This window comes from Nostoc sp. CCY 9925, assembly GCF_963920935.1.
Taxonomy (GTDB): Bacteria; Cyanobacteriota; Cyanobacteriia; order Cyanobacteriales; family Nostocaceae; genus Nostoc.
This window is the reverse complement of record NZ_CAWUDO010000145.1, coordinates 1-15,654: the sequence shown is the minus strand read 5'-3', so window position 1 is coordinate 15,654 and position 15,654 is coordinate 1. Positions and strand designations below refer to the sequence as shown.

Sequence of the window (15,654 nt, the reverse complement as noted above, 5' to 3'; positions counted from 1 at the left end):
GTACAGTCAAACCTGCTCCCACTCCAGAAATTCAAGTTCTCAATGGCACAGTTGATATTGCAGATGGTAAGAGTACTATTGACTTTGGCAACACTACTGTTGGTAAAACCCTGAGTGAAACCTTCACCATTCAGAACATCGGCACAGCTGCACTCAACTTAAGTAATCTTGAGCTTCCCGACGGCTTTAGTTTAATTGGAACTCTCCCCACCAGTGTGGCTGCTAATGCTTCCACCACCATCACGGTGGCACTCAACACTACTACACCAGGCACCTATAGCGGCAGCTTCAGTTTAGGTAATAACGACAGTAATGAAAGCCCGTTTGACTTTGCCATTACTGGCATAGTTAAACCCACTCCCATTCCTGAAATTCCAGTTCTCAATGGCACTGACCGTTCTGAGTTTTTACAAGGCAATGCCCCAGCCAACAAGATTTATGGCTTTGCGGGTAACGACACAATCGTAGGTAATCTCAAAAATGACCAACTTTTCGGAGGTGATGGAAATGATACTCTTTGGGGAAGTGATGGTGATGACCTACTCTACGGCGATAGTGGAAATGACTATCTTTCCGGTAATAATGGCAACGATACCATATTTGGTGGTATTAGTGATGACAAACTTTACGGAAATGCAGGCAATGACTGGCTTTACAGCGGTAAAGGTAACGATACACTGACAGGGGGTTCTGGTTATGATAATTTTGTGTTGGCTTTAGGTGAGGGTACTGACTCGATTCTTGACTTTGAACTAGGTAAAGACAAGATTGCTCTCTCTGGTGGTCTTCAGTTTGGTCAATTGTTGATACAGCAACAAGGAAGTCAAGCCTTTATTCTAAATAGTTCTGACAATCAAGTGTTGGCGAAGTTGGATAATACCAGTGCAAGTATACTCTTGGCTCAGCCTTCTACGACTTTTATCAATATTTAGTTCTGTTTTTTGATAACTAAGTTTCTTCAAACCAGGTGTAGGGTAATAACTAGAGTAAAAAGATTTAGTATTGAGCAACTAAATTCTTTTATCAGGTTCCCTACACCTGTTTTTTACTCTTGTTCAGCAGTTCTGATTCCAGTTTACCTAATTGATGACACGCCCTAAGTCTTTGTCGCCAATGGGGGGGATATTTTCCTAGAAGTGCGGAAATTTTGCCACAAGCAAGTACGGAATAGGCAGGGCGACAGGCGGGTGTGGGATATTCAGGGGTTGTAATGGGGACGATATTTTCAACTTTCAGAGGAAATCCTAGTTGTTGGGCTTCTTCAAAGATGGCAATGGCAAAGTCATACCAGCTAGCAACGCCGCTATTTGTGTAGTGATATGTGCCTGCAATATCTAAGCTCAAATGGGGAATCGTTTCGCCTATGACTGCGGCTATATCTTTTGCCCAAGTCGGGCTACCAATTTGATCGGCGACGATACGCAGTTCTGAGCGTTCTGCACCGAGTCGTAACATGGTTTTGACAAAGTTACTTTTGCCAAAGTTTCCATAAACCCAAGCTGTGCGGAGGATGAGGTGATGGGTGCAATTCTCTTGAATTGCTTGTTCTCCTGCGAGTTTGGTTTTTCCATAGACACTCAAGGGGTTAGTGGCATCGGTTTCCTGATATGGGCGACACCCATTGCCATCAAAAACGTAATCAGTGGAAATATGAATTAGAAAAGCTCCCAATTTTTGGGTTTCTTCGGCGAGAATTAAAGGTGCAGTAGTATTAATAGCCCAAGCTTGTTCCGATTCACTTTCAGCTTTGTCTACGGCGGTATAAGCAGCGGCGTTAATGATGATTTGCGGTTGCTTTGTTCTGATAACGCTACGGAGGGTATCAGGCTCGGTAAGGTCTACTGTTGGGCGTGCTACTGAGATAACATCGCCGTAGGATGGAAGAATTTGTTGTAATTCTTGACCTACTTGACCGTTGCTACCAATGAGCAGAATTGATTTAGCCATTAGTCATTAGTCATTAGTCATTAGTAATTCTCCATGTCCCCTCATCTCCCCATCTCCCCACTCCCTACGTTTCTTGAGAGTATTTAATCATAGATTTCGGCAGTTTTCAAAGATTTACCAGCTTCGTCTTTAGCTGATAAAATCGGTGAACCATTTAAAGGCCAATCTATAGCTAAATCTGGATCGTTCCAGATAATTGTGCGATCGCCTTGGGGTGCGTAGTAATCTGTAGTTTTATACAGAACTTCAGCTTTTTCTGAAAGCACAAGAAACCCGTGAGCAAAGCCTACTGGTATCCAAAGTGAGCGTTTATTCTCGGCACTGAGTTCATAACCCACCCATTTACCAAACGTGGGCGAACTTTTTCTAATATCTACAGCTACGTCAAAGATACTGCCAGCAATTACACGAACGAGTTTACCTTGGGGTTGTTGGATTTGGTAATGCAATCCACGCAAGACGTTTTGCTTAGAACAAGAGTGGTTATCTTGGACGAAATTCGCAGCAATACCAGTTTCTTGAGTAAATTTTTCGTGGTTATAGGCTTCAAAGAAGAAACCGCGATCGTCTGCAAATACTTTGGGTTCGAGTTGTATAACTTCGGGAATTTTGGTTTGTGTAATGCTCATTAAATATTATTGTGAGTAATTTGCCGCAGTTTTAACAAGTAAGTTATGTGAGTTCAATTTGACAGTCATCGCCAATTAGAAATCGTAAAGCTTTTGGGCGACGCGGTGCAAGAGTCAATTGTGCGCGTTGTCCTATGACACTATCGATAATGCGTTGATGGATTCCGGCAATTTTAGCACCTTCTAAAATCACACTGTGTTCTAAATCTGTATCAATTAGTGTGGCATTGTTAGCAACGCTACTATAGGGGCCAATAAAGCAGTTTTCTAAATGACAATTGTTACCAATGATTACTGGGCCACGAATTGTACAATTAATGACTCGAGATTTTGCACCGATTTTAACTCGCCCAATAATCTGACTTTGGGCATCGACTTCGCCGAGAATTGATGGTGTTAAATAAGTGTCGAGAACTAAACGATTCGCTTCTAATAAGTCATCTTTTTTACCTGTATCTAACCACCAACCTTGGAGTTTGTGTGCAACAACCTGCTTTTGCTGATTAATTAGGTATTGAATAGCATCAGTAATTTCGAGTTCGCCTCTAGTGGAAGGTTGGATATTAGCGATCGCATCAAAGATAATGTGAGAAAAAAAATAAACTCCTACCAATGCCAGATTTGAAGGAGGGACTTTGGGTTTTTCAATTAACTGCAATACCCTTCCTGTATCATCGACCTCAGCCACACCAAAGGCAGTAGGATTGGCAACAGGACGTAAGAGAATTAAAGCATCAGGCTGTTGTTGGCTAAATTGTTGCAGAAAGTATCTTAAGTCGCCTAATTGAATTAGGTTATCGCCCAAGTACATGACAAAGGGAGAATCTCCTAAAAACGGACGGGCGATTTGAACGGCGTGAGCAAGTCCGGCTGGCTGGTCTTGTAATATGTAGGTAATCTTGGCTGCAAAGTATTCTCCATCTCCGGTTTTTGCTTGGACTTCTGCGCCAGTTTCCGGGCTGATGATGATGCCAATATCAGTAATACCAGCAGCAACCATTTCTTCAATGCCATACCATAAAACAGGTTTGTTAGCAACTGGTACGAGTTGTTTTGCTCCGCTGTAGGTGAGAGGACGCAGACGTGTACCTTTACCACCAGAGAGGATTAGTGCTTTCATAAGGATTTTTTATTTGTCATTTGTTATTCTCCGCGTCCCCGCGTCCTCTACTCAACGGTATTATTCTACACGTAGCGGGATAAGACTTCGGCAGTTGCTTGCCCCGTTTTTTGCCAACTGAATTGTTGGGAGTGAATGATTCCCTGGTTGGAAAGGCGCGATCGCAATGCCGAATCAGTGGCGATCGCTTCCATTGCCTCTGTAATTTCTCTGCTGTTGTAGGGATCGATGAGAATCGCCGCGTCTCCACCTACTTCTGGTAGGGAAGAGAGATTTGAGGTAATTACCGGGGTACCGCAAGCCATTGCTTCCAGGACGGGTAAACCAAAACCTTCCCAGAGGCTGGGGAAGACAAGGGCGATGGCTTCATTGATAATTTTTGGCAATTCGGTGTAAGGAACATAGTCCAGGAATTTGACTTGATTAGTGATGCCGAGTTGTGCAACTTGGGCTGTTAAAGTTGGGGTGTAACGGCGATCGCTTGGTCCTGCTAACCAAAGTTCATAGTCGCTGTTATTGGGTAGCGCGGCGAAGGCAGCAATAAGTCCGTGTAAGTTTTTATAAGTATTTTGGCGTCCAATGTAGAGAAAGTAGTTACGGGTGGGAAGATCGAGAAAACGGAAGTGAGTGCGATCGTGGGCAAGGGGGATGGGGGTAATTTTGCTGTCTGGAATCTGATAAAAATCGGTGATGTCCTTAGCTGTAGCCTGGGAGTTACAGACAATGTGTTGTGCTTGGTTGATGACTTGAGGAATGTAGTAGCGGTGATAGGATGTCAGCGGTGAAAAGCTTTTAGGAAAACGCAACGGGATAAAATCGTGAACCATCACGACAAAACGGCAGTTAGTATAAATAGGTGCTTCTGGTAGCAAGGAAAATAAAATCTGGGATTTTAGCTTTTTATAAATTTGCGGTAATTCAAATTGCGTCCAAACAAGGCGTTTAAAATGACCTTTTACCCCTTGTTCTGGGGTTAAGTTAGCGGGAACTGGATAGCAGTTATAACCAGAGATATTTTGTGGAACTAAGAGTGTGGGATAAAGTTGTTGTAAGTGAGGCAACAAATTTAGAGCGTAGGTACTGATACCTGTGGGTCGATTTAGCAAAAATGAGAGATTAATTAACAATGTCATTTTCCAGCATAAAAACTTAAAAAATTAGTTAGTAGAAAGGAAATATTTCAATTTGCTCAAAAAAAATGATACAACCAAATTATTTATTTTGCTTTTTTATTACATAATCCCATATACCATAAAATTTTCCTAATCCAGCTTGTGGCTTTAGTAATATTACTAATATTGACTTGAAAATCTGAAAAATTAATTTAATTTTAAAAATAAATTTATTTGTATGCTTATCCATTGTTAATAGATAACCATACGTACCATTTCTAAATTTTTTAAAAATATTTCTATTAGTAATAGATGAGCCTTCATGCATTACTAAAAAATTATTATTTATGGCAATTATATGTCCTTGATTAGCATAGCGTAAACAAAAGTCTACATCTTCATAATAAAGAAAGTAATCAGAATCAAAATAAGGGCAATCAGTAAAATTTTTAAAATTAAGAATTAAACTACAGCCAGAAATCCAATCACAATTAACATACTCAGCATCTATATTTGTTACTTTTTTTTCGGTAATAATTGCACCAGTTTTAGGAATAAATCGACCCCCAGCAAACCAAACTTCGCCTTTCGGAGTACAGATAAATGTACCAAGAATTGAGATTTCTGGGTGTAACTCAAAAAAAGGCTGAACTTTATCTAAAGTATTTTCTGTCAAATAAGCATCTGGATTGATTATCCAAACATAGGCTTGGGGGTCTTGAATATAAATCCATTTTAAGCCTAAATTACAAGCACAACCAAAACCTAAATTAGCCCCAGCATTAAAAATTAATACAGAATCTGTTTTGAGATTATCAATAGAGCGATCGTCTGGTGAGTTATTGATAATAATTACTTTGTAGCCAACGTCACTTGTTTTATGTATTGAATTAATTAATTTTAAAATTAAATTTGTAGAGTAATAATTAACAGTTAAAAAATAAATCACTATGCTTATATAAACTTTTAATATCAGTTAATCTGGCTTAATAAATAATTATACCATTTTGAATTTTTAATTTGAGATTTTGGATTAGGTAAAAGTTAGTAAATAAGCTTTTTGAGGTAAATTTTCGCTTGAAAATCCCCTATCTCGAGTCCATTTTACAACCAAGTTTTACCAAGCTTTCCTTGAAAGCCATGAAATGTTCCCAGCAAGGAAGCCCATATTTTTAGGATTTTTTCTTCAGGGTCATACAGCAAAATTGTAACTATCCTGCGGAGTAAATATTTTAAGCGCTGACCACAACTGGTTAGTCGATACAAGCCTTGAGCGTGGCGAGTTTCTAAATAAGTGTGATTTCGATTAATGTAATAGTTACGTAGAGCAGAATATTTGTGAACGATGATTTCTCGCTGAAAAAATTTTACTTTAACTGGATTACCAAAGTTATGGTACATAATAGCTTTAGTAATTATCAGATTACGAAATCCCTGTTGTCGTAATCTCAAACCGTAGTCGAGGTCAATTCCATCGATAAATAATTCTGCCCGAGGAAAACCAACAGTTTTAGCAGCAGCAATGGAAATTAAAGAACCAGAAGTTATAGGGGAATCGCACTCATAAAAATCAACATTCTTATTGTGTTTGCAACCTCTAAACTGGTCTCCTACAAAAACGGCTCCCTGTACAATTTCCTCAGTTTTGCAATCAATCGCAGTAGGAGCAATAATCCCAATTTTGTCATCACCCTCTAGGGACAACTTATGATAAAATTCTAACAAAATTTCCAAACAATTCTTAGTCGGTAAACTGTCTTGGTCAAAAGCCCATAAAAAATCATAACCTTCCTTTATTGCCCATTCCAGCCCAAGTACCAAACCTTCACCAATGCCAATATTTTCTGGATAATGATGTATCAAAATCGATGTACTATTGAGTTCTAGTAATTCTTGAGTGGAATTATCTACGACAAAAATACTATCTATTGGTATAGATTGAGATTTAATGGCTTGCAGACACTCAATGGCAGCTTGTTTATCTTTATAGAGGGTTATATAAGCTGCTACTTTTGCTGTCATTGATTTAGATGTTATGTAAGAAGTCTATTTACGGTTTTTATATCTTAATACTCTAATCTTCAGGCTCATGTATTAAGATAAACTAACACCAATTAATATCGAGATACTTTTAAAATAGCCTTCCTTAATCCTTAATAACGAATATTTCTAGATGTTTGGGCATTATACATTTCTTCTAATATTTGTTGAAGATTATACTTGTATTCCCATGTTGGATAGTGAGAACGGAACTTTCTCACATCTGAAATGTACCAGATATGATCGCCAGAGCGATTTTCTTCTGTATAAGTATATTGCAGCTTTTTACCTACGATGTCTTCGCAAATTGATATTGCTTCTAACATAGAGCAATTACTATGTCGAGAACCTCCCATATTATAGACTTCGCCACATCTGGGATTTTGATAAAAATGATAAAAAGCATTGACCAGATCGTAACTGTGTATATTATCTCTAACTTGTTTACCTTGATAGCCAAATATGGTGTAAGTATCACCAGTAATAGTACATTTCATTAAGTAAGCTAGAAAACCATGCAACTGGGCGCCAGAATGGTTAGGGCCAGTTAAGCAACCTCCTCTAAAGGTAACAGTCCTCATGCCGAAGTATCTACCATATTCTTGAACTAGAATATCTGCGGCAACTTTAGAAGCACCAAATAAAGAATGTTTGGAGTTGTCAATTGTCATTGACTCATCAATACCTTCTCTGTATTGATGATTTGGTTCGATTTCCCAACGGGTTTCTAACTCCTCCAAGGGCAAATAGTTGGGACTGTCGCCATAGACTTTGTTGGTTGAAGTAAATATAAAAGTTGCATCCGGACAATATTGTCGAGTTGCTTCTAGTAATACTAAAGTACCGTTAGCATTAACTGTAAAATCTGTATGAGGGTCTTTTGCTGCCCAGTCATGGGATGGTTGTGCTGCTGTATGGATAATTAGACAAATATCAGAGGAATATTCTTGAAATAGGTTTTCGATTGCGGAGCGATCGCGGATATCAATATCATAATGACGATAGCTATCACCATATTTATCTTCTAAGATGCGACGATTCCACTCTGTTGATGCAGATTCACCAAAAAATACTGCTCGCATATTATTATCGATACCGACAACATGAAAACCGTTCTGGGCAAAAAAATGAACCGATTCAGAACCAATTAGACCGGATGAACCAGTAATTAAAACGGTAGGCATAATATCTTCAATCACGTCATAGTATAATCACTAGTTTAGGATAAAATGGGTTTCAGAATTGTTTCATACTCAAGAATCCAGTGATAAATATCTCTAAGAGTTTGTTCGGGATTCATCATTGGCTTCCATCCAGTCTTAGAAATTATTTTGGAAGAATCCGTAATATAAATGGGAATATCCCCTTGTCTGGCTGTTTCTTCTGATTTAATCGCAATAGATTTACCACTAATTGACTCACATAATCTAGTAGTCTCTAATAGCGATAGACTATTCTCAACACCTCCACCAACATTTAAAACATCTCCATCTAGTTCCGAAAAATGTTCTAACTGGTAATCAATGAGGCGTAGCAAATCTTGAATATGCAATAAATCTCTAACTTGTTTACCTGTACCGCCATAGCCTATATAACTTAAAGATTTTTCAAAATAGTGTGCCGCTAACCACAAAACAAAAACACCTTGGTCAACTTTACCCATTTGCCAAGGCCCTGTAATTACGCCACAACGGTTAACTATTGCCTGAATATTATAAGCTTGTCGATACTCTTCGATGAGCATTTCTGAGGCAAGTTTAGTAGTACCATATAGAGAACGGTAACTTTGAAGTGGAAATTCCTCTGCAATACCTAAATCAGATACCCCAGGTATTGTTTGTTCAACAGCAATACTAAAACGGGTTGGTAGTTCTACTAAATTAATTGATTTAAGTGTTTCAATCGGATAAACACGACTGGTGGATAGAAACAGCAAACGAGCTTGAATTTGTCTAGCTAATTCCAGAACATTGATAGTACCTATTAAATTTGTTTGCAGGACGTATTGTGGAGAAGCAAATCCTGCAAGTACTGAAGGTTCAGCAGAACAATCAATAATAGTATCGGCATCAAAGATTCCAGGATCTAAATCGCTAGAAGAACGAATGTCACCATGAATAAAGTCAATTCCCAAATTTTTGAATCTAGGAAGATTTAATTCTGAACCACGTCTCCGCAGATTATCAAAACATATAATTTTCCAGTGAGAATGATGCTTTTTTAGATTAATTGCTAAAGAACTGCCAACAAAACCAGCCCCTCCTAAAATCAGAATCTTCTCAGCCATTGGATTTAAACCTTTGATTTGCTACCAGTTTATTTTTGCTTAGATGATAATCTCCACGCGATAAATGTTTTTCTAGCCAGATGTAGAGGACTATAAACAAATATCGGCTCCCCATTTCTTTTAGTTTTAACTTAGAAACTCCTGTGGTTCTATTTCTCCAAGTAATGGGAATAGTTTTATAAGAATACCCTCTTACTATGGCTTTGAGTGGCATTTCTACAGTTAAGTTAAAATGATGAGATACTAATGGGGAGATACCATCAATAACCTCTTTGCGATAAATTTTAAATGCATTGGTAGTGTCATTAAATTTTAAGCCAAATAAAATTTTAATAAATAAGTTAGCTAAGCGATTAACAATTAATTTGTGGATCGGATAGTCGATAACTCTACCTCCTTTAATGAAGCGGGAACCAAAAACACAATCGTACCCTTCTTGCAGTGTATGGTAGTAAGATACCATGTCTTCTGGTGCATCTGAACTATCTGCCATAACTACCGCTACAGCATCTCCCGTAAAATTTTCTAACCCACAGCGAACTGCAAACCCAAAGCCGTTAGGATAATAATTATTGACGTAACGCAGCTTAATATTTTCCGAATTTATCTGTTGTAATAATTCTTCTGTGTTATCTTTGCTGTTGTCGTTAACAACTAAAATTTCGTAATCTATTTTTTCTTGTTCTAAAACTGTGCTAATAGTGTGAACAGTTTGAACTATGCAATCTTCTTCGTTGTAGGCTGGAATTACTATTGATAAAGTCTTGACAGATTTTGAAGTATCTATCGTTATTGGCTCATCTTTCCTGAAACTAGAATTTCCTGATAGAGCTGGAGCCAATGATTCTGGATAATATGTAGCTGAGATTTTTTGTGTTGGGGTTTTAAATACAAAGCGATCGCTAATTAAATAATTAATCGATGCACTCACAAGTGCGCCTATTATAGTATTGATACCATAGTTAACTTTCAACCAATCTAAAATCGGAAAAATCAAGAAAATACGAGTAATAACTGCTGCACCCGCAGAAACATGGTAAAGAGGAAGTTGTCGTAAAAATACTTCTCTAAGATTCCAAACGCCGCCAGTCCAAACCCAACTTCGGTATATAAAAAAACTAAATATTAAGGAGATTTCAATTGATACTGCATTGGCGATATTACGTAAAAAAGCTGTATTGAATCCTAGCTTTTCAATTATTAAATAAATCAATGCTAAGTTTAGTGCTGCTGCTAAACCACCACCTAGCAGAAACTTTAGTATTTTTGGCTTAAATATTTTTTTGATCATTTGACTCTATAACTCCTTTTCTATTCCCAATCATAAATACAACAGTTTCTAAACTAAATTATTTTTTATTCCACCACTTTTATCTTTGGTTCACCATTCAACTTTATGAACTGTTGACGTTTTTGATCATAAACCCAAGCTTTAATTACAGTTTCACCTGCTGGTATAGATTTTAGAGAAATATTTGCTTCCCAACCCGATGTATTGTAGAGACTTGAGTTTAAAGCTGTAGCTACATCAGGTCTGTTTAAATGTACAAGCCCAGTGGCAAAAAATGATTGACTATTGCCATAGGATAGTAAAACTATGGGTGGCTGTTCTTGAGGTTCAGGAAGAATAGCCCAGCCCAACAGCTTTAAAGTATCACTACTGCGTATATTTAATGGTTGTTTTGTTGTTGGGGGTACATCAATGTAACCATGAACTTTATCAGCTTTAGTTATAAAAGTGATATTTTGAGGAAAATGTCTAAACTCTAATTTTTGAAGAACTGGGCTGAGTTGTCGTATCAAAACTTGATCGGGAAAAATAAAATTTAAACAGTTGCTAGGTGAATTATTTATAGATTTATCTATATAATGTATAATTTCTAAACAATTTTGACCAGCCTTCCTTTGTAGCGATATATTTTGACCTTCTGCAATGCTATTAGTTGAGCTATAAATAGAAAGGCTTATTACAAAGCTTAGGCAGAATACTGAGAATATATATATTTTTTTAGGTGGTTCTTGCCATTTGTATAAAATCCATAATCCACACAATTGTAAGCAGGATATAACTAATAATATCGAAACACTTACGTATCTAGATGAAGTAGCTTGCTCAACACCAAAACCCGCTCTACCAACAGTAGTCATTGATGCAAACAAAATGGCAAACCAACCCAATGATAACCAAGGTGCTGCTTTATTGACAAATTTTGATTGCTGATTAGTAAAAGCTAATATATTAAAAAAGGAAAAAATTAATAATATTATTAAACCAGTAAGTACAGGAGGAAGAGTATTTTTAAATAATGAGAAGCCTATCAAAGTTAAGAAATATTTTGATGCAATTAATGGCTTCTGAAAAATAAAGAGTATAGTAGGATGATGAGAAGGTTTTTCATAACCAATAGAATAGATAGCAACACAAAAAGCAAAAAGCCCCATCCATAACAAAATCCTGATTTTTTTCTGCTTATCTATCCCTTCAAGGAAGTATACTGATGGGAGTATTGCAACCCAAGATAGTAATCCATGAGCTGATGAGAAGCTAGCAATAAAACAACATAGAGATGCAAGTAATAATCTGATATTTGGAAGTAAGTTTTTAGGTACGGTAAGAATGAAAATTGCTAATATTAAGCAGGTATTTATAAATAGCCAAGCTATTTGAAATCCCCATAGCAAATTTTCATACTGATTTAAAGAAAAATGTGCAATACAAATTGTAATATTAAATAAATTAAATAATACTTGATTACCTTCATTCCAATTACAGGCTGCAATCTTATATAAAATTGCAAAATTTACTAAAGCCAATAAAAAAATAAAGTAAGTTTCTAGTTTAATGTTCCACTTGGAAGAAAATGCAAGTACTGCAAATATTATCCTTGGAAAAAGTATGCGATGCTCGTTGTGCTGAGAAAAAAAATCTCTGAAGTTTGCAGTACCACTATGAATGTTTGCAAAAAAATTTACTAATGCCCAATCATCGCCAAAGGGTACGTTTACACTGAAGGTGGCGACAAACCAGAAAAGTAGAACTACTGGTAGGGAATATGAAACTGCTAAAACCAACTTTGCTTTTGGGGATGAAAGAGGTTTATTGTACATATTTTTTCGGCGAATTTTGATTGTAGAATTCAGCTAAGAATCTGCGATCTTCACCGATATTTCCGGTTGGATGATGAGGATGTCTGGGATGCTTCCGGAGGATGGTCATAGAGCAGATCGACTTAAACTTATACTAACGAACAGCCGTTAAAGCAAAACTCGGTCCATTCGGATGGTCTGGAGCATCAAAACTAATTTCAATGTTTTTCAAACCAAAGTATTTGAGGCAAGCTAGTATATCATCGCGGCTCATCCAATAACTATTGCTTGCATTACCACCACAGAAACCTGACCATTCCAGGGCTTTTTCATATTCTTGACGATAAAGAGTGTGCTTAAAGCCATCATAATTAGTTTGAGAACTACCTACAAATTTATGTCTCAGGTTAGGATTAGCTGAAATTATATTTTTGTCATAATAATGCGTCCAAATAAATATTTGATCTGTACAATTAGCTATTAGCCCAATCAATTCGGCTGGGTTTTTCATATGATATAGTACACCGCTAGCTATGCATACATCAAATTTATTCTGAGTGTTTCGCAAATATTCTACAAAGTCGCCATACAAAAAACGTGTCTTTTTCAGTTCTAAAATCTCTTTGATAATTAAACACTTTAAATAAGCACGACTATTAGCTTCTATTGATAAAATTGATGCTGCCTCTAAGCACTCCAACATATAAGTATGTCCTGCTTCCAATGGTCCCAACTCCAGCACAGTTTTACCTTTAATCCCGCCTAGTTTAGTGCAGGCCCAATCAATCCTTGCATCTTCAAACAATGGAATCGAACCTGCTTTCAAAGCCGCTAGTGGAGCAGGTAATTTTGATGACCACTCACTTTGAAAAATATCGAGTGCGTTTTGGGGACTGGGCGCAGACTTTATGTATTGATCTAATATGCTCATAATTTTATTAAGGATTTTGTTAATGTTTATAAAGTTAGCAACTTAGCAGATTTAAGATTAATATCAACCATTGATAGCGTAATCTGATATTACAGATATTTTTAAATCTTTATTTAATAGTAGATAAAACCTTTATGCAGCTTTTCTCAAAATAGCAATAAATTATATTCCATTTTTCTGAAGCAATTCAATTTCAAAGTTTCTACCTGAAGTTGTAGTTCGTTTTTATCTATTATATCCCTTAATCTATAGAGAAAATTTTCTAATAGCGAAGCCATATATAGATTACTCCTAAGATAATAAAATCTTAAATTTAAAAATCTATACGCTTATACTAAAGTCTTCAACTTGCCTACTTAAGTTCGGACTATAACAAGGATCGTGTTCCATAAATTCTTTCCATTTACTCTGCATATACATTATTTCTTTAATAAATCTAGCTTGCTTTGCAGGTGTATCTTCATAACCTCGGCTCTTAGATTCATGATGATAAAGTAAGACGTGTGGTAAGTAGATATTTCTGTAACCTTTCTCAACAATCTTTAAACACAGGTCAATATCATTAAATGCAACTGCAAGTTCCTCTTCAAAACCTCCTATAGCTTCAAAAGTTTCTCGTCTACACATTAAACAAGCTGCTGTTACAGCCGAATAATTATTTACGGTTAGGATTTGAGCGAAGTATCCTGGACAATCGGCTTGATAATATTTATGACTATGACCAGCAACTCCTCCAATACCCATAATTACACCAGCATGTTGAATTGTGTTATCTGGATATAATAGCAAGGCTCCGACAGCACCAATAGAAGGTCTTTGAGCTTGTTCAACCATTGCATCTATCCAGTCAGGAGTAATTACTTCAATATCATTATTTAAAAACAGTAAATAATCTCCTTTAGCCTGATTAACTGCATAATTATTAATCCGGGAATAGTTAAAAGGTATATCCAGTCGGTAGCATTGAAACCTACTGGATTCCTTTTGTTCCCATTTAGAAATCACATTAGCTGTATTTTCTTCTTGACTACCGTTATCTATGAGAATAACTTCATAATTTGGGTAAGTTGTCTTCTCAAAAATAGATGTTAGGCATTGATCTAAAATATCGCCTAAATCTCTTGTGGGGATGATAATGCTAACAAGTTGATAATCTTTTATTGTGTATCTAATAATGTAATGACCGGCAAAGTTCCGAGTCGGTGTAACTTGCCCGTCTTCTCCTCGTCTAGCAAGGGCGTCTACTAATGCTTTCTCTGCTGCTATGACAGCATAAGGTTTTTGATCCGGTTTACTTGCCGCAGATTGGGGATGAATTCTCCAGTGATATAATATTTTTGGTATGTGAAATATTTTTGTAGTTTTTTCCGTTAATCTTAAAACTAAATCATAGTCTTGACTTCCCTCATACCCTACCCTAAAACCTCCAATAGCGTTTACTAAGTCTCGTCGATAGACTCCTAAATGGCAGGTATACATCCGAGACAAAAAAGAATCAGGACACCAATCTGGTTTAAAGAAAGGATCTTGAAGTTTACCGTTATCATCAATTTTATCTTCATCAGAATAAATCATATCTGCTTCTGGATGCTTATTGAGCAGTAAAGCAGTTTCATACAAAGCATCTGGGGTTAGTAAATCATCGTGATCTAGTAAGGCAATAAATTCACCTGTTGCGATTTCTATCGCTGAGTTAGAACAACGAGAAATATGACCATTTTCAGTTCTAAAAATAACTTTTATCCGAGAATCTTTTGATGAGTAGTCCTCTAAAATTTCTCTAATATAATTATCTGTAGAGTAATCGTCAGCAATACATAACTCCCAGTAAGGATAAACTTGATTCAATACAGATTCAATAGCTGCTTGGAGAAAACCCCCAGGAGTATTGAAAACAGGCATAATCAGACTAATAGTCGGCTTATAAGCTAATAATTTTGCCGTTTCAACCATCTTTTGTAAGGCTACCTGAGTGGGGTAGTTTTGGTTCAGCCACTTCTGGTAATTAAGATCATTAGTTTGAGGAATATCTGGTAGTGCAATGGTAGATAGTGATGAATCATTAGACTTTAATTTTGAAGAAATTTTTTCCCGTAATTTGTTCAAGCAGTAACGGAGTCCCTTTGTTCTGAAAACAAACCATAAGTTTTTCAGTTTTGACAAAAAAGTTATGTGAAATGAACTATCTTCGTCTATTAAACTTATAGTGCCTCTGAATTTCAACCATAAACTTTTGTCAAACAAGTTCTCATCGTCCAGTAAACCCACAGCATGTCTAAATTTAAACCATGTTTTTCGCATCCGCCAAAATTTACTAGTATTCATCGCTATAATTGTGCCCTGCGATCGCTCTAATTGAGTTTGAGTATCTTGCAATTGAGACTGCGATCGCTCTAATTGAGCTTGAGTATCTTGCAATTGAGACTGCGATCGCTCTAATTGAGTCTGAGTATCTTGCAATTGAGACTGCGATCGCTCTAATTGAGCTTGAGTATCTTGCA

Annotated in this window: 13 protein-coding genes; 1 reads left to right on the top strand and 12 read right to left on the bottom strand. The window is 36.8% G+C overall.

The features are described 5' to 3' along the window. The coding region (locus ACM0OY_RS36440) for a choice-of-anchor D domain-containing protein (protein WP_414573593.1) at window positions 1–932 on the top strand (932 nt) is incomplete at its 5' end. A gap of 100 nt (window positions 933–1,032) precedes the next feature. Here ACM0OY_RS36440 and rfbD read toward each other — a convergent pair. From rfbD to ACM0OY_RS36380, 12 genes are all read right to left on the bottom strand, one after another. Next, on the bottom strand, window positions 1,033–1,947 hold the full coding sequence (rfbD, locus tag ACM0OY_RS36435) for a dTDP-4-dehydrorhamnose reductase (protein WP_414571482.1): 915 nt from the start codon (window positions 1,945–1,947) through the stop codon (window positions 1,033–1,035). 83 nt (window positions 1,948–2,030) lie between these two features. Further along, a complete protein-coding gene (gene rfbC / locus ACM0OY_RS36430; protein ID WP_414571483.1) occupies window positions 2,031–2,576 on the bottom strand; it encodes a dTDP-4-dehydrorhamnose 3,5-epimerase in 546 nt (181 codons plus the stop codon). Window positions 2,577–2,619: 43 nt separating this feature from the next. Next, a complete protein-coding gene (locus tag ACM0OY_RS36425; protein WP_414571484.1) occupies window positions 2,620–3,696 on the bottom strand; it encodes a glucose-1-phosphate thymidylyltransferase in 1,077 nt (358 codons plus the stop codon). Between the two features lie 65 nt (window positions 3,697–3,761). Further along, window positions 3,762–4,829, bottom strand: a complete 1,068-nt coding sequence (locus ACM0OY_RS36420) for a glycosyltransferase family 4 protein (RefSeq protein ID WP_414571485.1) — start codon at window positions 4,827–4,829, stop codon at window positions 3,762–3,764. Between the two features lie 79 nt (window positions 4,830–4,908). Then, window positions 4,909–5,757 (bottom strand): glycosyltransferase, encoded by an 849-nt coding sequence (locus ACM0OY_RS36415; protein WP_414571486.1) that lies wholly within the window; start codon window positions 5,755–5,757, stop codon window positions 4,909–4,911. A 155-nt stretch (window positions 5,758–5,912) separates the two neighbouring features. Continuing rightward, the gene (locus ACM0OY_RS36410; protein WP_414571487.1) at window positions 5,913–6,830 is read right to left on the bottom strand and encodes a glycosyltransferase family 2 protein; all 918 of its coding nucleotides are present in this window, start codon (window positions 6,828–6,830) and stop codon (window positions 5,913–5,915) included. 131 nt (window positions 6,831–6,961) lie between these two features. Beyond that, a complete protein-coding gene (locus tag ACM0OY_RS36405; RefSeq protein WP_414571488.1) occupies window positions 6,962–8,032 on the bottom strand; it encodes an NAD-dependent epimerase/dehydratase family protein in 1,071 nt (356 codons plus the stop codon). A gap of 35 nt (window positions 8,033–8,067) precedes the next feature. After that, window positions 8,068–9,135 (bottom strand): NAD-dependent epimerase/dehydratase family protein, encoded by a 1,068-nt coding sequence (locus tag ACM0OY_RS36400; RefSeq protein WP_414571489.1) that lies wholly within the window; start codon window positions 9,133–9,135, stop codon window positions 8,068–8,070. Further along, complete coding sequence (locus tag ACM0OY_RS36395; protein WP_414571490.1) at window positions 9,128–10,426, bottom strand: glycosyltransferase; 1,299 nt, start codon at window positions 10,424–10,426, stop codon at window positions 9,128–9,130. Before ACM0OY_RS36395 ends, ACM0OY_RS36400 begins: the two co-directional genes overlap by 8 nt. Before the next feature lie 65 nt (window positions 10,427–10,491). Further along, window positions 10,492–12,243 carry a hypothetical protein gene (locus ACM0OY_RS36390; protein ID WP_414571491.1) on the bottom strand — a complete coding sequence of 584 codons (1,752 nt, stop codon included), beginning with the start codon at window positions 12,241–12,243 and terminating at the stop codon, window positions 10,492–10,494. A gap of 133 nt (window positions 12,244–12,376) precedes the next feature. Further along, window positions 12,377–13,153, bottom strand: coding sequence for a DUF1698 domain-containing protein (locus tag ACM0OY_RS36385; protein ID WP_414571492.1), 777 nt, complete (start codon window positions 13,151–13,153; stop codon window positions 12,377–12,379). A 321-nt stretch (window positions 13,154–13,474) separates the two neighbouring features. After that, the coding region (locus ACM0OY_RS36380; RefSeq protein ID WP_414573592.1) for a glycosyltransferase at window positions 13,475–15,654 on the bottom strand (2,180 nt) is incomplete at its 5' end.